Origin of the sequence: Gordonia sp. VNK21 (assembly GCF_046098115.1) — a bacterium.
GTDB lineage: Bacteria > Actinomycetota > Actinomycetes > Mycobacteriales > Mycobacteriaceae > Gordonia.
Genome location: NZ_JBJURU010000001.1, coordinates 385,447 through 402,630 on the forward strand (window position 1 = coordinate 385,447; position 17,184 = coordinate 402,630).

Sequence of the window (17,184 nt, forward strand, 5' to 3'; positions counted from 1 at the left end):
CCCGGCCCCGATACACCCCGGCCCCGATGCACCCCGGCCCCGATGCACCCCGGCCCGGAACTCCACGCGGGAGTTCCGGGCCGGGGCGTGTTGCGGTCGGTCCGCAGCCGGGGCGGCTGTCAGGACTGGCCCACCTCGAAGCGGGTGAAGGCGGTGACGGTGGCACCGGCCTCGTCCAGGATGGCCTTGACCGTCTTCTTGGAGTCGGTCACCGACGGCTGGTCCACCAGGACGACGTCCTTGTAGAAGCCGTTGACGCGGCCTTCGACGATCTTCGGCAGGGCCTGCTCCGGCTTGCCCTCGGCCTTGGCGGTCTCCTCGGCGATGCGGCGCTCGTTCTCCACCACGTCGGCCGGGACCTCGTCGCGGCTGGCGTACTTGGCGCGCAGCGCAGCGACCTGCATGGCAGCGCCGCGGGCGGCCTCGGCGGCGGCGTCGCCGTCACCGGTGTACTGCACCAGCACGCCCACGGCGGGCGGCAGGTCCGAGGCACGCTTGTGCAGGTAGACGGCCACTGCGCCGTCGTAGGCGGCGACGCGGCGCAGGACCAGCTTCTCGCCGATCTTGGCCGAGAGCGCCTCGACCGCCGCGGCGACGGTGCCGTCGCCGAGCGGTGCGGCCAGCAGCGCGTCCACATCGTTCGAGCGCAGCTCGATGGCCGCGCCCAGGATGTCGTCGGCGAGCTGCTGGAACTCGTCGTTCTTGGCGACGAAGTCGGTCTCGCTGTTGAGCTCGATCATCACGCCGTCACGGGCGGCGACCAGACCCTCGGCGGTGGAGCGCTCGGCGCGCTTGCCCACGTCCTTGGCGCCCTTGATGCGCAGCTCTTCGACGGCCTTGTCGAAGTCGCCGTCGTTGTTCGCCAGGGCGTTCTTGCAGTCGAGCATGCCCGAGCCGGTCAGTTCGCGCAGACGCTTGACGTCCGCTGCGGTGTAGTTCGCCATCGGTGGCGACCTCCTTCGGTGAGGTAAGTCCGGTCCGCTCAGACCCCCGGGCTGGGGGTCTGAGCGGCTGAGGGTTCTTGCGGGTGACGAAAGCCGTCGGGGCGAGGGCTTACTCGGAGGCGGCGGGCGCCTCGGCGGCCGGGGCGCTCGCCTCGACCAGCAGATCCTTCTCCCACTCGGCCAGCGGCTCGCCGTCGCCGGCTTCCGGCTTGGCGTCGCCGGTGGTCTTGCCGGCGCGGGCCTGCAGGCCCTCGGCCACGGCGGAGGCGATCACCCGGGTCAGCAGCGCCGACGAGCGGATGGCGTCGTCGTTCGCCGGAATCGGGTAGTCCACCAGGTCCGGATCGCAGTTGGTGTCGAGGATGGCAACGACCGGGATGTTCAGCTTGCGCGCCTCACCGACGGCGATGTGCTCCTTGTTGGTGTCGACGACCCACACCGCGGAGGGCACCTTGGCCATGTCGCGGATACCGCCGAGCGTGCGCTCGAGCTTGTTCTTCTCGCGGGTCAGCATCAGGATTTCCTTCTTAGTGCGACCCTCGAAGCCACCGGTCTGCTCCATGGTCTCCAGCTCCTTCATGCGCTGGAGACGCTTGTGCACGGTGTTGAAGTTGGTGAGCATGCCACCGAGCCAACGCTGGTTGACGTACGGCATGCCGACGCGAGTCGCCTCGGCGGCGATCGCTTCCTGCGCCTGCTTCTTGGTGCCGACGAAGAGGATGGTGCCGCCGTGGGCGACGGTCTCCTTGACGAACTCGTAGGCCTGATCGATGTAGGTCAGCGTCTGCTGCAGATCGATGATGTAGATGCCGTTGCGGTCGGTGAAGATGAAACGCTTCATCTTCGGGTTCCACCGGCGGGTCTGGTGACCGAAGTGGGCGCCGCTGTCCAGCAGCTGCTTCATGGTGACGACAGCCATGAATGTTCCTTTTTCTCGCAGTTGTTCCCGGCTGCCGAGGTCCGGCGGCCGAGCCTGGCGCCTGCCGCCGAAGTCGCCCGGAGTCCGGGACCGCGATCTTCGGTCGGGGTGTCCCCGCCCCGCGCCGGAGGACCGGCGGTGACGGTGGACGCGCAGACGCGCGAAGTCACCTCATCCCCGGAGGGACGAGATGCAGTTGTCCAGTCTACGCGCCGACACGCCGGGGACAAAACGGATCCCGATGCCGCCGGCCTGCGTCCAACCTGTATGAACCGTATTCCGCTCCTTCGCGGCATCGCCGCCCCGCTGATCGCGCTGACCGTGCTGGCCGTTCCGGCCGGCAGCCTGCCCACACCACTCGCCCCGGGCCGGCCGGGCACCGTCGCGGCCGCCCCCTCGCCTGCCGGCTACGATTGGCCGCTCGCGCCCCGGCCCGCCGTGGTGCGCCCCTTCGATCCGCCGGCCCGGCGCTGGCAGGCCGGGCACCGCGGGGTGGATCTGGCTGCGCCCGAAGACGCGGCGGTGATCGCCGCCCGCGCGGGGACGGTGCGTTTCGCCGGATCGGTTGCGGGACGGCCGCTGGTCTCGGTCGGTCATTCCGACGGCCTGATCACCACCTACGAGCCGGTCCGTGCCACCGTGCGGGCCGGCCAGCAGGTCAGCCGCGGGCAGGTGCTCGGTTTCCTCGATACGGGCCATCCCGGCTGCCGCGCCGCCGCCTGCCTGCACTGGGGCGCCCGGATCGGGTCGGGGAAGCAGGCCCGCTACATCGATCCGCTCTGGCTGCTGGGCCTGCTGCGGATCCGGCTCAAGCCGTGGGAGTAGAGGCCGGCGTTCACGCCCGCGGGTGGGCCTGCTCGTGCGCCTTGCGCAGCCGCTCCACAGACACATGGGTGTAGAGCTGCGTGGTGGCCAGCGAGGAGTGGCCGAGCAGTTCCTGCACCACGCGCAGGTCCGCGCCGCCCTCGAGCAGGTGGGTGGCGGCACTGTGCCGCAGACCGTGCGGGCCGATGGAGGTGCCGGCCTCGCCGGTGGCGCGGTGCACCACGGTGCGGGCCATGCGCTGGTCGAGGCGGCCACCGCGGACGCCGAGCAGCAGCGCCTCTCCCGAGGCCGCCGTCGCCAGTTCCGGCCGTCCGCGGGTCAGCCAGTCCTGCAGTGCCCGGGCCGCCGGCGGACCGTACGGCACGCTGCGCTGCTTGTCGCCCTTGCCCACCACGCGCAGCACCCGCCGGTCGGCGTCGACGTCGCCGCAGTCCAGACCGCACAGTTCACCGACCCGGATGCCGCACGAGTAGAGCAGCTCCAGGATCAGGCGGTCGCGCAGGGCGACGGGTTCGTCGGGCTCATCTCCCGCGGCGGCGGTCACCGCCCGGTCGGCCTCGTCGGCGTCGAGCACCGTCGGCAGCACCCGATGCGCCTTGGGCGCCTGCAGCCGCAGCGCCGGATCGGCCGGCAGCACGGATTCGCGCGCCGCCCAGGCACAGAAGGTCTTGGCCGAGGACACCTGACGGGCGACGGTGGTGCGGGCGGCCCCGCGGCGGGTGTGCTCGGCCAGCCAGGCACGCAGCAGCGGCAGATCGATGTCCCCCACCGGGACTGCCCGTGCCCCGGCGAAGGCGATCAGGCCCTTCACGTCGCCGGTGTAGGCGCGCACGGTGTGCTCACTGTGCCCCTTCTCGAAGCGCAGGTAGTCCGCGAACCGCGTCAGCACCCCGGCCATGAGCCGAGCCTACTTGGCCCCGCCCCGCTTGCCGAAGACGGCGCGCGCCACCGAACGCGGGCCCTTGGCGGTGTCACCGCCCGCGGCGGCCCGCTCGTCGGCCTTCCACTGCCGGAAGCCCTCCTCGGTGCGGCCCCGGCGCCAGTAGCCGGAGATCGAGGCGGCCCGTTTCGCGCTCACGCCGCGCTCCTTGCGGATGTACGGGCGCAGGTTCTTCATCACCGTCTGGGCTTCACCGTGGACGAAGACCTGCGGCTCGCCGTCGAGCCAGTGCGCCGTGCGCACCGCTTCGATCAGCGGCGCATTGTCGCCGGCCACCTCGTCGCCGGCCGCATCGGAGGACGCGCCGCGGTGCACCCAGGTGATCTCGGCGCCGGCCGGGGCGGTCAGGGGCAACTCGTCCTCCGGTCCGCCCACCTCCAGGAAGACCTTGGCGACGGTATCGGCGGGCATCGCCTCGAGAGCCGCGGCCACCGCGGGCAGACCGGACTCGTCGGCGACGAGCAGGTGCCACGGAGCCTCCGGGTCGGGCCGGTAGCCGCTGCCCGGGCCGAAGAAGTTCACCGTCTCCCCCGGCTGCGCACGGGCCGCCCACGGTCCGGCGATGCCCTCGTCGCCGTGGACCACGAAGTCGATGGCGAGCTCCCGGGCGGCCGGGTCGTAGCGGCGGATCGTGTAGGTCCGCAGGATCGGCTGCTGGTCCTGCGGATAGTCCCGCGCGATCGCCTCCGGATCGAACGGCTGCGGGTACTCGACACCGGCCGGTGCGAAGATCAGCTTCACGTACATGTCGGTGTCGGGCGCCTCGGCGGAGCCGGCCGGGGTGAAGCCGTCGAAGCCGTCACCGCCGAGCCAGACCCGCACGAAGTGCCCGGAAAGCTGCTCGGTTCGCAGCACTGTCATCGTGTTCAGTTCACGCGCCATGACATCCACGCTACCCGTCGGACGACGGCAAGTCAGGGTGCCCTAAGTTACATCCCGAGGGCCGGTCAGGCCCGCCGGTCGCAGTGACCAGCGGCCCGAGGCGCCGTCGATCAGACCCTCCACCTCCAGCATGGCCAGCGCTGCCCGCACCCCGGCGGTGGGCAGCCCGGAGACGAAAGCGATCTCGTCGATGCCCAGTGCCCCGCGGGCCGGCAGCGCCTCGATCACCTTGAGCTGGTCGGGCGCGAGCCCGTCGAGCGGCCGCGGCGCCGACGGACGGTGGTTGTCGTGCCCGTCCGGCTCGATCAGGGCCAGCACCGCATCGGCGTCGGTCACCAGCGCCGCCTCGCCGTCGGCGATCAGTTGGTGGCAGCCGACCGAGGTGGCGCTGGTGACCGGTCCGGGCACCGCCCCCAGCGGCCGGCCCAGTCCGCGCGCCCAGGCCGCGGTGTTCGCGGCCCCGGAGCGGCGGCCCGCCTCGACCACGACCACCGCCCCGGCCAGGGCCGCGACGAGCCGGTTGCGGGTGAGGAATCGGTACTTGGCCGCGGTGGTGCCGGGTGCGTACTCGCTGATCACCAGTCCGGTGCGGGCGATCTCGGCGAGCAGCCCGGCGTGTCCGCTGGGATAGTCCCGGTCGATGCCGCAGGCTAGGATGGCCGCCGTCGATCCGCCCGCGGCCAGGGCTCCGCGATGGGCGGCGCCGTCGATTCCGTAGGCGCCGCCGGAGAGCACCACCCGATCCCGGGCAGCCAGCTCGCCGCTGAGCCGGCCGGCCACGTAGTCGCCGTACGAGGAGGCGGCCCGCGAGCCCACCACCGACACCGCCCGGTCGCCCAACCCGGTCAGCGGGCCGGGACCGCGCACCCACAGGGCCAGCGGAGCCCCGGCACGTGCGGCGCTGCCGGCCCGGTCGAGCGCCAGCAGCGACCAGGCGGGCCAGTCGTCGTCGTCCCGGGTGACCAGCCGTGCCCCGATCTTCGCGCAGGTCTGCAGATCCTCCGCCGCCGTGTCGATTCCGGCGCGCGCCTCGGTGGCTTCGAGCAGCCCGCCGGCCGGGAGCCGACGCGCGCGGATCAGCTGCGCGGCGTCCTCCGGACCGATCCGTTCGGCCAGCGCGATCAGCGGCGTGCACGGCGGTTCAGCCACCGCGGCGAGGTAGGCCCAGGCCCGCAGCCGCGCGTCGTCGCCGCTCACGCCGCACCGGCCCGGTCGCGGTACATCAGTGCCTGGGCGACGTCGTCGACGCCGGGCCCGTCGGCGCCGCGCAGATCGCACAGGGTCCAGGCCAGTCGCAGTGCACGATCGGCGCCGCGGGCGGTGATCCGGCCTTCGGCGAGATAGCGCTCGACCGGGGCCCGCACCGCCGGCGGCAGCGCATACCGGCGGCGTAGCGCACTGCCGGGCACCTCCGAGTTGCTCAGCCAGCCCTCGGCGCGCCAGCGCTCCCGCGCCGCCTCCCGGGCCGCGGCCACCCGCGCGGCGATGGCCGCGCTCGGCTCCCCCGGCTCGGACATCAGGGCCGCGTTGCCGGGCGGCTCCATCTGCACCCGGATGTCGATGCGGTCCATCAGCGGTCCCGAGAGCCGCCCCAGATAGCGGCGACGCACCACCGAACTGCACACGCAGTCCACGTCCTGCGCCGGTGCGCACGGGCAGGGATTGGCGGCCAGCAACAGCAGAAAGCGCGCCGGATAGGTGGCCGTCGCATCCCGCCGGGAGATCCGCACCTGTCCTTCCTCGAGCGGCTGACGCAGGGCGTCGAGCACCTTGGGTCCGATCTCGGCGCACTCGTCCAGGAACAGCACCCCGCGGTGAGCGCGGGAGACCGCGCCCGGCCCGGCCACGCCGGTGCCGCCGCCGAGCAGACCGGCCACGCTCACACTGTGGTGCGGGGCCACGAACGGCGGTGCGGTGATCAGCGGATGGCGTTCGGGCAGTGTGCCCGCCACCGAATGTATGGCGGTCACCTCCAGCGACTCCTCGGGCTGCAGCGGCGGCAGGATCCCGGGCAGGCGGCAGGCCAGCATGGTCTTGCCGATGCCGGGCGGCCCGGTCATCAGCACGTGGTGGCCCCCGGCCGCGGCCACCTCCAGCGCATGCCTGGCCTGATTCTGGCCGGCCACGTCGGCCATGTCCGGTACCGGTGGGGGCGGCGGCACCACGCTGCCGTCGACGGCGTCGAGCGCGGCGGCCCCGGCGAGCCAGGCCACCACGTGCGAGAGCGAACCGGCCCCGCCGACGGCGATCCCGTCGACCAGCGCGGCCTCGGCGGCGTTGCCCGACGGCACCACCGCCCGTTCGAAACCCGCATCGCGGGCGTGCAGGAGCAGCGGCAGCACTCCGCGCACCGGCCGCAGCCGCCCGTCCAGCGCGAGCTCGCCGAGAAAGACCGTGCCGGCCAGCCGGGAGGTCTCGGTCTGCCCGGTGGCCACCAGTAACGACAGGGCCATCGGCAGATCGAAGCCCGATCCGCTCTTGGGCAGATTGGCCGGCGCGAGGGCCACGGTGACCTTCAGATCGGGGAACTTGAAGCCCGAGTTGGTGATCGCCGCCCGCACCCGGTCCCTGGCCTCCCGCAGCGACGGGTCGACGTTCCCGCTGACGGCGAAGCCGGGCAGTCCGGACGCCACATTGCCCTGGATCTCGATGATCCCGGCGGAGAAGCCGCACAGGCCCACCGAATGCACATTGCCCACCGTCCGGCTCATCACTCCACCAGCCCGGTGTGGTGCCGCAGAGTGGCCTGCTCCCGGTCCTGCGGGTGCCGGTAGTCCAGCCGCAGCGAGATCACGTCGAAGCGGATCTCCTCCCACCACGGGGAGCCGTCCGGCTGGGCCGCCAGCCACTGCCGGGTCAGCAGCCGCATCCGCCGCAGCTTCTGCGCGGTCACCGCCGCCACCGGATCGTCATACGTGGCCGACATCCGGGTCTTGACCTCGACGATCACCAGCCGGGCACCGTCGGCGGCGATCAGATCGAGTTCGCCGAAGCGGGTGCGCCAGTTCCGGTCCAGGATCCGCCAGCCCAGCGACTCGACGTACTCGGCGGCGAAGTCCTCGCCCACCTGCCCCACCCGTCCGCAGCGATCACGCCGCGCCGGCTGTCTGCTCTTCGCCTGCTCCCCCATACCGCTCAGCGTGCCCGCCGGGCGAGACGTGCGAAACCGGGCCGGCCGTCCCGGGCCGACATCTGTGGACAGTCGCGGACTCGTCCACAGGCCGGGTCAGATCACGGCTCGTCGGGCAGCCGCAGTTCCGACCGCTCGAGCTCCTCGATGTTGACGTCCTTGAAGGTCACCACCCGGACCTGTTTGACGAAGCGGGCCGGCCGGTACATGTCCCACACCCAGGCGTCGGTCAGGTGGATCTCGAAGTACACCTCGCCGTCGGCGTTGCGCGGCACCAGATTGACCCCGTTGGCCAGGTAGAAGCGGCGCTCGGTCTCCACCACATAGGAGAACTGACCGACGATGTCCTTGTACTCCCTGTACAGGGACAGTTCCATCTCGGTCTCGTACTTCTCCAGGTCCTCTGCGCTCACCCGGTCAGCCTATCGCGAACGTTCCGGTAGGACATGCGGTGCTCCGGCGACGGGCCGTGCCGGTCCAGGCACTCCATGTGCCGGGCGGTGCTGTAGCCCTTGTGCACGGCGAAGTCGTAGCCCGGATGCGTGCCGTCGAGGGCGACCATCATCCGGTCGCGGGTCACTTTGGCGATCACCGACGCCGCCGCGATGCAGGCCGCGCGGGCATCCCCGCCGATGACCGGCAGTGACGGGGCGGCCAGGCCCGGCACCGCGAAACCGTCGGACAGCACATAGCCCGGACGCACGGAGAGTCCGGCCACCGCCTGCCGCATGCCGCGGATGTTGGCCACGTGGATCCCGATGCGGTCGATCTCGGCTGCGTCGATCACCACCGCGCTCCAGGCGACCGCATGCCGGGTGATCGCGCCGTAGAGGCGCTCGCGCGTCGGCTCGCTGAGCTTCTTCGAATCGTCCAGGTCGGCGAGGGATTTGAGCCTGCTGCCGTTGAGCACGCAGGCGGCCACCACCAGCGGCCCGGCGCAGGCGCCGCGGCCGGCCTCGTCGACCCCGGCCACCGGCCCCAGTCCGTGCCGGCTGAGGGTGACCTCGAGGGTGCGCAGCCCGGCGGCGTTGCGGACGATCGCCCGCGGCGGCCAGCGGCCCGGTTGCTCGCTCACAATTGTTCTCTCACTGCTGCTCGATCAGCGACGACGGGTCAGCGTCGCCGCATCACTGCGGGTCGACGGAGCCCACCCCGCCGATCCGCGAGAACGGATACATGATGAAGCGGACCTTGCCGCGGATGTCGGAGACCGGCACCGTGCCCTGGAACTCGTCGTCGATGTGGGCGCGAGAATCCGCCGAGTTGCTGCGGTTGTCGCCCATCACCCAGACATGGTCCTTGGGAATGGTGATCGGGCCGAAGTCCGAGCCGTAGCAGGTGCCGCCGCCGAGTGTCCCGTCGGAATTGCCGTACTCCTGATTCTGCAGGTCCTGGTCGATGTACGGCTCGTCGAGCGACTTGCCGTCGACCGTCACGCCCTTCCCATCGGCCTCGTGGCACTCCACGGTCTGCCCGCCCACCGCGACGACCCGCTTGACCAGGTTGTTCTCGTCCGGCGGGGCGAGTGCAATCCAGCTGAGCGCGTCCTGCAGGCCGTGGATCACCGGATTGGACGAGCGCGGCGAGGTCCACGCCCCCTGCCAGGAGTCAGTCGGCGCCTTGAAGACCACCACGTCACCGGGCTCGGGATCGGAGAAGCGGTAGGTGATCTTGTCGACGACGATCCGGTCGTTGCTGCAACCCTCGCAGCCGTGCAGCGTCGGCTCCATCGACTCGCTCGGCACCACATACTGGCGGAAGAAGAACTGGGTGATGATGAACATCAGGCCGATGACGATCAGGACGATGATCACCAGCTCGCGCCAGAAGCCGCCCTTCTTGGCCGGCTCGTCTGTCTGGTCGGTGTCGGTGTCCTCGGCGGTCTCGCCGGCAGAGACCTGCTCGGCGTCGGATCGGGCCGGACCGGCGTCTGCCGGGGTCTGCTCGGGTGCCGCGGCGGGATCGGGCTGCGATCCCGCGGTGTTCACCTCGTCCGCACCCGCGGCGGCGTGCCTGCCGCCGGCGCCCTGGTCGCGAGGGTCGGCCGCGTCGGGACCGGATGCGGCCGGCTCGCCGGAGTTCTCCGGGCGATCGGCGTCGGAATCATGTGCTGCCACGAGATATCAGAGTAGCGAAGTGTGGCCGGTGCGCGTCGCCGTGCATCGCCGGCTGCGGCACCGGATGCGCGACGCCGGCGAACCGGAATCCGGTTCGCCGGCGTCGGGAACGCTGTGTTCAGCGCGTGATCAGCGCTTCTCCTTGATCTTGGCAGCCTTGCCGCGCAGGTCTGGCCTTCATTTTTGCGGTCTTGCAGGTAGTCGATACATTTGACCGGCGGTTCGGTTCAGTCGAGAGCCGGAGCGAACCTGGGCACTCGGCGCAGCGGAAAGTGATGCTGATAGGCGTGCGCATACGACAACAGCCGAGCATCCGACATGGATGTACCCATGAGGTCGAAACCCAGCGGGAGGCCGTCCCGCGTTAAGCCGCCGGGAATCGAGACCGCCGGCAGGCCGCAGACGGGCGCGACGTCGGCGGTATGGGACCGGGTGAGCCGCTCCTCGGGGATGGGCGGTGGCGGAGTCTGCGTCGTCGGATACAGCAGCGCGGAGACGTCGTGGGCCCGGTAGAGACCGAGGACCTTCTGCCGGACCGCTGCCCGCCGCCGCATGATCTGGCGATACGCGGCGGAGCCGGTTCCGGGTGAGACCTTGCTCGCCATCATCCTCGACTGTGCGTAGAAGACCGCGGTGTTCGAGACCAAGGCCTGGTCGAAGTCGCGCAGCCGCCGCTCGGGCCCCAGGGAACGCAAGTAGGTGTTCAGGCTCTCCTCGAACTCGAACAACACGGTGTCGGCGGCGAGACTCTCCAGTTCGTCCACCTCGGGAACCTCGACCAGCGTCGCTCCGAGCCGACGGAGATTCGCCTGCACGGTCGCCAGCATGGTGTCGACCTCCCGGTCCCCCGAAGGCGCGGCCGCAGCACGAAACATGCTGGTGGCCAGGCCGATGCGCTGGCCCTCCAGCGACGACGTCGAGAGTTGCCGAACGAATCCGTTCCCCGGCCGCCCCGACAGAGCGATCGCGGTCGCCGGATCGCGCTCGTCACGAAAGCCGGCGATGACGTCCATTACCACGGCGACGTCCGCAGCGGTGCGGCCCATCGGTCCGACGACATCCTGCGTCGGGCAGAGCGGTACGACTCCGCCGATGCTGGTCAGCCCCTTAGTCGGACGCAATCCGACCAGCCCGTTGTACGCGGACGGGATACGGATGGAACCCGAGGTATCCGACCCGAGCCCGACCGCGGCGAAGCTGGCGGCGATCGCGGCTCCGGTCCCGCCCGACGACCCGCCCGGATTGTGCTCCAGGCCATACGGGTTGCGAGTCTGCCCAGTGACCGACGAATCTGTGGAGATGAATATCGCCCATTCACTCATGTTCGCTTTGCCGAGAATCACCGCGCCTGCGTCACGCAGACGCTTCGTCACGGTCGCATCTCGCGGAGGCACCGAGTTCCTCAACAGAATAGACCCGGCGCTCGTCGGCATATCGGCGGTGTCGTAATTGTCCTTCAATATCACCGGTATTCCGTGCAATGGTCCGCGGACTCTCCCCGATCGACGTTCACGATCAAGTGCGACGGCCTGAGTCACCGCCGCCGCGTTCATCGACACCATGGAATTCAGGGTCGTGTCGTACGCCCTGATTCGACGCAGGTAGGCCCGCACGAGCCGCTCTGCGGTCACCGCCCCCGATCCCAGATCCCGCTGCAGTTCAGCAATGGTCCTCTCCTCCACGCGGTACCCACTCCGCGCGACGGGAGCGGCAGCGGCGGCACCCGCCTCCCAGCCGGCGGCAGAGAAGTACGCGGCACCGACCGCTCCGGCCTTCAGAGCTGATCTCCGATTCAAGCGCAAATGGCGCGCAACTGGCATTGTCACTCCTGCGATAGATAGAATTCGGCGCAATCGCCAACGGCGAGTATTCGCCACTTCCGCCGAGTCATTCAATCGCGTGGATCACACAATCCGTTAACCTTTCGTTACGGCGCTTCAGGCCCCTTCCGGCCAAGTGCGCAAGGCCTGTTACGGACACGTGAACACCGATTCGCCGAGCCCGCCGCACCACACCGGGAATCGCGCCGCCGGGCCGCACGGATCGCGCCGCGCCGCGGGGCGTTGGGCCGGCGACTGGAACGTGTTCCAATTGGCGCGTGTCCTTCGACCCGTTCTTCCCTGCCCGGCTCGGCCCGCGCACCCTGCGGAACCGGCTGATCACGTGCGCGACCTTCGAGGTCGTGACCCCCAACACACTTGTGACCGACGAGCTGATCGAATTCCACCGCGAGCACGCCGCCGGCGGAGTCGCGATCAGCACGGTGGCGTACTGCGCGGTCTCCGGCGAGGGCCGTACCGACCGGCATCAGATCTGGATGCGCGAGGAGGCGGTTCCTGGTCTGCAGCGGCTGACCGGGACCACTCACGCCGAGGGCGCGCTGGCGGCGGCACAGCTGGGCCACGCCGACGCGGTGGCGACTCGGCGTCGAACCGGGCAAAGGCGCTGGGGCCGGGGGCGATGCCGGCGCCCATGGGCACGTCGCTGACGTGCAAGGTGTCCGACGACGAGATCCCCGCGCTGCGTGCGAAGTTCGCCACCGCGGCCAAGCTCGTCGTCGACTCCGGATTCGACGCCCTCGAAGTCCACTTCGGTCACAACGACCTGATCAGTTCGTTCCTCTCCCCTCTGCTCAACCATCGCCGCGACGGTTACGGAGGACCGCTGGTGAACCGCGCGCCTGGCGCGCGAGGTCCTCGAGACGGTCCGGGAAGCTGTCCGCCCCGACGCCGCAGTGTGGCCAAACTCAACATGTACGACGGTGTCGGGGCTCCGGGACCCGGACGCGGGGCGAAGCCGCGGCTCGGGTTCAATGTCGACGAGGCCTGTGAGACTGCGCGGCTCTTCGAAGCCGACGACTACATCGACGCGATCGATCCCACCGCGGGCAGTTCGCTGCTCAATCCGATGTACCTGTTCCACAGGCGACCGCCGCGTGCGTCGTTCGCCGCCGCATTCACCGGCGCCATGCGGGCTGGCCTCAAGACGGCGGGGACCGCTCCTCCTGAAGTACTAGCCGTACCACGACGCCTATCTGCTGCCGTTGGCCCGGGAACTCCGCGCCGCGACCGTGCTCATCGCGACGATCTCGAATCCCTCGGCCATCGCCAGGTCCAAGCTCCCCCGGGACGGCAACCCCGACGTCTGGACCGCACCCGTAACGGCCTCTCTCGCCCGCGAGGCTCTCGACGCCCAGCGCCGCACCATGTTCGACGACCACGGAGGCTCGGCGAACCTCGTCCGCACACTGATCGCCGCACCGTTTACACACCGACGACACCAGCGCCGAAGTGCTCGTAGTCGCCACCGCCCGGCAGCCCGGCCCGGGCCAGATCGGCGCCCTCACCAAGGTCGCCAACTACGCTGCCACCCAGCTCGAGCTCGCCGAACTCGACGCCTCCCGCGCTCGTTCGTACTGCGCCGAGGTGCTCGCCCTGCGCTCCCAGATCGACCCGCACTTCATCTACAATGCCCTCGGCACCACCGCGTCGTTCGTCCGCACCGATCCCGCGCGCCCGCGAGCTGATCCTCGACTTCGCCGACTTCACCCGCTTGTCGTTCCGCGCCGCCGGCCAGTACACCGCACTCGCCGACGACCTCCGCAACCATCGACTGGTACCTCGCCCTCGAACGCGCCCGGTTCGGCGAGGGGCTGGACAGGCTCCCGCGGAGGTAGGATCGCCGCCGGAATCCGCGCGAACCAGGCCCAGGAAGGACTGCCCCGAGGACGGCACTGCGCGTCCTGGCCGTCGACGACAAGGCCCCGGCCCTCGATGAGCTGACGTACCTCCTCGGAGAACACTCGGCCGTCGGCGAGGTGGTCGGCGCTTCGGACGCCACCGAAGCCCTCCGGCTGCTCTCCGAACAATCCGTCGACGCGGCCTTCCTGGACATCTCGATGCCCGGCCTCAACGGCATGGAACTCGCCGCCGGCCTCGCCCGCTACGCGAGCCCGTCGGCCCTGGTCTTCGTCACCGCGCGCGACGACCGCGCCGTCCAGGCGTTCGAGGTCGGCGCCGTCGACTATCTCCTGAAGCCCCTGCGCGCGGGGCGACTCGCGCAAGCGATTGTACGGGTGTTGGCAAGCCGTCCGGACACTGCCGCCGATGAGACAGCGGCAGCACCCGGCGCCGAGCCCAGCTCCGCGGGAGCCCGTCCAGCCGCCGCCGCACCGCCGGCAAAGCGGACACGTCAGCGGGATCGGGGCATCCCGCTGCGCCGGAGACCGACGCGAGCGCTCCGGCGGAGCTCCGCACCGGCACTTCGACGGGACTGTGCACCAGCGTGATCCCCGTCGAGCTCGGCGGCGTGACGTCGCTAATACAGCGGGACACGATCTCGTGGGTCGAGGCCGCCGGCGACTACGCACGCCTGCACACGGCGACCGGCGCCTACCTGGTGCGCGTGAATCTGTCCACACTCGAATCCCATTGAGCCGAGGCCGGATTCGCGCGCATCCATCGGTCGTACCTGGTCGCACTTCCGATGGTGACCGGGCTGCGCACCGCGGGCACCGGCACTTAGGTGGTGATCCGCGCGAACGGCCAGACGCCGAGGTGGAACTGCCCGTCAGCCGACGGCAGGTTCGCGAACTGAAAGACCGCCTGGTCCGCGATCCTCTGCGCTCCTTCCGCTCCGGCCACGGCGCCGCACCGTCATGAGCACGCGGTGAGCCGGCAGACATGGCCCCGGACACCCCACGCCGCGAGCGTGAGAAAGCCGTCGACCTGGCCTTCCTTGTATCCGCTCCGGCCGAAGAGCGGTTTGCCGAAGGCGAAGTCCTGTATGTCGTCGGCCGTCAGTCCGGCGCAAGCGTTCGCTCCGGCGGGCGCCCGTCATTCGTGATCGACCGGGACCTCGCCGACCAGGTCCGCCAGGTCGTCGGCTCACGGGCCGAGGAACTCGTCGACCTCGCCGGGGTGGTAGCCGCGCTGTCCCATCGGCGATGCGCTGAATCTTACCCGTCGAACCTGATCGGGCGTGATGTGCGCCAGGGCGGGATCGGCCGGATCGCGGAACTTGGCTTCGAGGGCGTCGAGGAAGGCATCGACCTGATCTTCGTGGTATCCGCGCTGCAGGACCGGCGGCTTGGAGATGGCGATGTGGTAGACGCCTTCGGCGGGGAGTAGCGGCTGGTCGGAACTCATGGGCGTGAGATCGTCAATCCGATCGCGCGCTGGATTCACAGCGACCACCCCGACGAGGCCGCACTGATCGATGAGTTCATGGCTCAGCTCGCGGCCACGGTGGATGAGGTTTCCGGTGGTTGATTCCTCGATGGATGGTGCGGTGGTGGTCACGCAGAAGCAACAATCTCGGCGCCGAAACCCCTGCTGGCGCTATCGACGCGGCCGAGCGGCTGGAGTTGCTGATGGGTCGTCGCAAGAACCCCGGCGACGACATCTTGATCAGCTTCGGCCCGTACCGGTTCGATCCGGCGAACCCCGAGCACGTCACCGAGGCCCGCGAAATCGCCGCCACTACGCTGCGCCGGGGTGCACCGGACACCCCGCACCTGACCGCGTTGCAGGGCGACGACGGCGTGCTGCACGCACACGCCCTGCCAACCACGACATGGCTACCGGCCTCGCACGGCGTGTCGGATGCCACCACGAATGCTGGCGAGACCTCAACCACGAAGTGCTGCGCGAGCACGGTATCGAGCCGATGGTCCCCGGCCAGCCCCAACGGTCCGAGATCGACCGGATTGCGGCCGCGCGCGGGCAGCGTATGCCCGAGCACGCCGAGTTGGTGGCCAAGGCCCGGCCGAGGTCACCGCGTGAGCGGTCGATTCGTCTCTCGCCGCACACATCATTGAGGCGCTGATCGACGGCCGTCTGGCCACGGTTCCCGAACCTGGACGGACGGCCCTGCTGCCGATCGACGCCGAGCACTGCCTGTCGGCGCTGTGCGGCACCAAAGGCGGCCTGTCGTACGCCATCACCGACGAGGCCGGCCAGCCCGCGATGACCGGCCCCGTCAAGCGCGGCGACAAGCCCAGTCGATCGCGCACAGCGCGGGCATACTCGACCATTCCCACCACACCGGCGCCGACGGCGACGCTCTACGGCCCGCAGCGGCTGGGTGCGCAGATCGCGCCACTGTCCGCAGAACAGGAGATGACCAATGAGCGAGACCGAGAAGCCGATGAGCGCCGCCGAGAAGCTGAGGCGCTTGAAGCAGCAGCGCGAGACGAAGCAGCCCGCACCGCCGAGCACGCCGCCGCAGCCGAGCGCTTCACCCACGACGGCCGATCAGTCGACGCCAGCGCCGCCACAACCAGGCCACGCCGCCGACGCCAGCGACGACCGCCCCCCGAACCTTCGCTGAAGCCGTCGGGCGCGAGCGCCCCGCCGCCGGTGCCGAAACGGCCGCGCAGTCGAACGTGAAGCTCTAGGTGGGGGCGCGCGTTGGGTCGGGTGCGGACGGGTGTACAAATCCGCGAGGACGACGGGAAGACCCGGCCGGAAACGATGTGGGACTGGGCGCACCTCAAAGCCCAACGCCGATACGACGCGGGCGAAGCGGACACCCCGGTGCCGCGATGAGGGCGACACCCGACAGTATGCGGTTCAGGAGCGGCCGAACCGTCGGCGATGTGGTCCGCGAACAGACCGCGCCTGATCCGCAGCTGGGTCGCGATGATCGGACGGACGGCCGGTTGATGAGCGACGTTCGGGAAGGACAGAAGCGGATGGACCGGGTGAACGCCAGACTCCAGGCCGATCGTCAGAATCGGCCCCAGGGCCACGGCATGTCGATGTGCCCATCGGCCCGCCACGTGCGGCCGGACGATGGGCGCCCCACGGCAATGCCGAGGGACCGAAGAAGAACCCGGAACCAGGTGTTCCTAGGGGACTTCTTCAATTCCGCGCTTACCGTAGTCTGTTCCGTAGATTTTGCGGTTTACGGTCCATCAAATTCACATTAGTGAAGATCAGCGCTTCTCCTTGATCTTGGCAGCCTTGCCGCGCAGGTCGCGCAGGTAGTACAGCTTGGCGCGACGGACGTCACCGCGGGTGACCACGTCGATCTTGGCGAGGTTCGGGCTGTGCACCGGGAAGGTGCGCTCCACGCCGACGCCGAAGCTCACCTTGCGGACGGTGAAGGTCTCGCGCACGCCGCCGCCCTGACGGCGGATCACGACGCCCTTGAACACCTGGACGCGCTCCTTGGAGCCCTCGATGACCTTGACGTGCACGTCAAGGGTGTCGCCGGGGCCGAACTCCGGGATGTCGTCGCGGAGGGACTGCTTGTCGAGGAAGTCGAGGGTGTTCATTGTCGGTCCAATCTGGCGTGGATGATGGACAGAGGAACCTGGCGGCCCGGCCGGATGACCAGCGGGTTCGACCGGTTCGTGCCCGTGTCAGTTCGCGTCTGCCCGCACTGGCGGCGGGCAACGACGGTCAATTCTGCCAGAGACGGGC

The 17,184-nt window shown here is 70.1% G+C and carries 17 protein-coding genes and 3 pseudogenes; 5 read left to right on the forward strand and 15 right to left on the reverse strand.

What is annotated here, in order from left to right; genetic code table 11:
* Positions 1-119: 119 nt before the first annotated feature.
* Positions 120-944 (reverse strand): translation elongation factor Ts, encoded by an 825-nt coding sequence (gene tsf, locus ACJMNC_RS01945; protein ID WP_408946263.1) that lies wholly within the window; start codon positions 942-944, stop codon positions 120-122.
* Between the two features lie 109 nt (positions 945-1,053).
* A complete protein-coding gene (gene rpsB / locus ACJMNC_RS01950) occupies positions 1,054-1,863 on the reverse strand; it encodes a 30S ribosomal protein S2 (RefSeq protein WP_408946264.1) in 810 nt (269 codons plus the stop codon).
* A 267-nt stretch (positions 1,864-2,130) separates the two neighbouring features.
* Here rpsB and ACJMNC_RS01955 point away from each other — a divergent pair, with 267 nt between their 5' ends.
* The gene (locus ACJMNC_RS01955) at positions 2,131-2,688 is read left to right on the forward strand and encodes a M23 family metallopeptidase (protein WP_408946265.1); all 558 of its coding nucleotides are present in this window, start codon (positions 2,131-2,133) and stop codon (positions 2,686-2,688) included.
* A 10-nt stretch (positions 2,689-2,698) separates the two neighbouring features.
* Here ACJMNC_RS01955 and ACJMNC_RS01960 read toward each other — a convergent pair whose 3' ends face one another.
* From ACJMNC_RS01960 to ACJMNC_RS02000, 9 genes are all read right to left on the reverse strand, one after another.
* On the reverse strand, positions 2,699-3,586 hold the full coding sequence (locus ACJMNC_RS01960) for a tyrosine recombinase XerC (protein WP_408946266.1): 888 nt from the start codon (positions 3,584-3,586) through the stop codon (positions 2,699-2,701).
* A 9-nt stretch (positions 3,587-3,595) separates the two neighbouring features.
* Entirely contained in the window at positions 3,596-4,510 is a 915-nt protein-coding gene (locus ACJMNC_RS01965; protein ID WP_408946267.1) for a siderophore-interacting protein, read from the reverse strand.
* Positions 4,511-4,552: 42 nt separating this feature from the next.
* Positions 4,553-5,707, reverse strand: coding sequence for a DNA-processing protein DprA (dprA, locus tag ACJMNC_RS01970; protein ID WP_408946268.1), 1,155 nt, complete (start codon positions 5,705-5,707; stop codon positions 4,553-4,555).
* Complete coding sequence (locus ACJMNC_RS01975; protein WP_408946269.1) at positions 5,704-7,221, reverse strand: YifB family Mg chelatase-like AAA ATPase; 1,518 nt, start codon at positions 7,219-7,221, stop codon at positions 5,704-5,706. Before ACJMNC_RS01975 ends, dprA begins: the two co-directional genes overlap by 4 nt.
* Positions 7,221-7,640 carry a YraN family protein gene (locus ACJMNC_RS01980; RefSeq protein ID WP_408946270.1) on the reverse strand — a complete coding sequence of 140 codons (420 nt, stop codon included), beginning with the start codon at positions 7,638-7,640 and terminating at the stop codon, positions 7,221-7,223. Before ACJMNC_RS01980 ends, ACJMNC_RS01975 begins: the two co-directional genes overlap by 1 nt.
* Before the next feature lie 101 nt (positions 7,641-7,741).
* Entirely contained in the window at positions 7,742-8,053 is a 312-nt protein-coding gene (locus tag ACJMNC_RS01985) for a DUF2469 domain-containing protein (RefSeq protein ID WP_408946271.1), read from the reverse strand.
* A complete protein-coding gene (locus tag ACJMNC_RS01990; RefSeq protein ID WP_408946272.1) occupies positions 8,050-8,715 on the reverse strand; it encodes a ribonuclease HII in 666 nt (221 codons plus the stop codon). Before ACJMNC_RS01990 ends, ACJMNC_RS01985 begins: the two co-directional genes overlap by 4 nt.
* A 52-nt stretch (positions 8,716-8,767) precedes the next feature.
* A complete protein-coding gene (gene lepB / locus ACJMNC_RS01995; protein WP_408946460.1) occupies positions 8,768-9,628 on the reverse strand; it encodes a signal peptidase I in 861 nt (286 codons plus the stop codon).
* A 356-nt stretch (positions 9,629-9,984) separates the two neighbouring features.
* A complete protein-coding gene (locus ACJMNC_RS02000) occupies positions 9,985-11,439 on the reverse strand; it encodes an amidase (RefSeq protein ID WP_408946273.1) in 1,455 nt (484 codons plus the stop codon).
* Between the two features lie 416 nt (positions 11,440-11,855).
* Here ACJMNC_RS02000 and ACJMNC_RS02005 point away from each other — a divergent pair.
* The 3 pseudogenes from ACJMNC_RS02005 to ACJMNC_RS02015 form a co-directional block, all read left to right on the forward strand.
* Positions 11,856-12,833: pseudogene (locus ACJMNC_RS02005) on the forward strand (NADH:flavin oxidoreductase); the annotation flags it as partial.
* Positions 12,834-13,050: 217 nt separating this feature from the next.
* Positions 13,051-13,412 (forward strand): annotated as a pseudogene (locus ACJMNC_RS02010) (histidine kinase); the annotation flags it as partial.
* Between the two features lie 78 nt (positions 13,413-13,490).
* Positions 13,491-14,418, forward strand: a pseudogene (locus ACJMNC_RS02015) (LytR/AlgR family response regulator transcription factor).
* Here ACJMNC_RS02015 and ACJMNC_RS02020 read toward each other — a convergent pair.
* From ACJMNC_RS02020 to ACJMNC_RS02030, 3 genes are all read right to left on the reverse strand, one after another.
* Positions 14,413-14,559, reverse strand: coding sequence for a DivIVA domain-containing protein (locus ACJMNC_RS02020; protein WP_408946461.1), 147 nt, complete (start codon positions 14,557-14,559; stop codon positions 14,413-14,415). The pseudogene ACJMNC_RS02015 and the gene ACJMNC_RS02020 sit on opposite strands and share 6 nt — an antisense overlap.
* An 84-nt stretch (positions 14,560-14,643) precedes the next feature.
* Positions 14,644-15,057: a DivIVA domain-containing protein gene (locus tag ACJMNC_RS02025; RefSeq protein WP_408946274.1), complete on the reverse strand. Its 414-nt coding sequence runs from the start codon at positions 15,055-15,057 to the stop codon at positions 14,644-14,646.
* On the reverse strand, positions 15,054-15,308 hold the full coding sequence (locus tag ACJMNC_RS02030; RefSeq protein WP_408946275.1) for a hypothetical protein: 255 nt from the start codon (positions 15,306-15,308) through the stop codon (positions 15,054-15,056). The genes ACJMNC_RS02025 and ACJMNC_RS02030 overlap by 4 nt, the downstream gene beginning before the upstream one ends.
* A 575-nt stretch (positions 15,309-15,883) precedes the next feature.
* Here ACJMNC_RS02030 and ACJMNC_RS02035 point away from each other — a divergent pair.
* Positions 15,884-16,087, forward strand: a complete 204-nt coding sequence (locus ACJMNC_RS02035; RefSeq protein ID WP_408946276.1) for a hypothetical protein — start codon at positions 15,884-15,886, stop codon at positions 16,085-16,087.
* A gap of 607 nt (positions 16,088-16,694) precedes the next feature.
* Here ACJMNC_RS02035 and rplS read toward each other — a convergent pair.
* Positions 16,695-17,036: a 50S ribosomal protein L19 gene (rplS, locus tag ACJMNC_RS02040; RefSeq protein ID WP_235722285.1), complete on the reverse strand. Its 342-nt coding sequence runs from the start codon at positions 17,034-17,036 to the stop codon at positions 16,695-16,697.
* Between the last annotated feature and the right edge of the window lie 148 nt (positions 17,037-17,184).

Bases quoted from the DNA above. Each gene is read 5' to 3' on its own strand.
- rplS (WP_235722285.1), bottom strand. From the start codon at position 17,036: ATGAACACCCTCGACTTCCTCGACAAGCAGTCCCTCCGCGACGACATC.
- ACJMNC_RS01960 (WP_408946266.1), bottom strand. From the start codon at position 3,586: ATGGCCGGGGTGCTGACGCGGTTCGCGGACTACCTGCGCTTCGAGAAG.
- ACJMNC_RS01980 (WP_408946270.1), bottom strand. From the start codon at position 7,640: ATGGGGGAGCAGGCGAAGAGCAGACAGCCGGCGCGGCGTGATCGCTGC.
- tsf (WP_408946263.1), bottom strand. From the start codon at position 944: ATGGCGAACTACACCGCAGCGGACGTCAAGCGTCTGCGCGAACTGACC.
- ACJMNC_RS01975 (WP_408946269.1), bottom strand. From the start codon at position 7,221: ATGAGCCGGACGGTGGGCAATGTGCATTCGGTGGGCCTGTGCGGCTTC.
- ACJMNC_RS02035 (WP_408946276.1), top strand. From the start codon at position 15,884: ATGAGCGAGACCGAGAAGCCGATGAGCGCCGCCGAGAAGCTGAGGCGC.
- ACJMNC_RS01965 (WP_408946267.1), bottom strand. From the start codon at position 4,510: ATGGCGCGTGAACTGAACACGATGACAGTGCTGCGAACCGAGCAGCTT.
- ACJMNC_RS01955 (WP_408946265.1), top strand. From the start codon at position 2,131: ATGAACCGTATTCCGCTCCTTCGCGGCATCGCCGCCCCGCTGATCGCG.
- rpsB (WP_408946264.1), bottom strand. From the start codon at position 1,863: ATGGCTGTCGTCACCATGAAGCAGCTGCTGGACAGCGGCGCCCACTTC.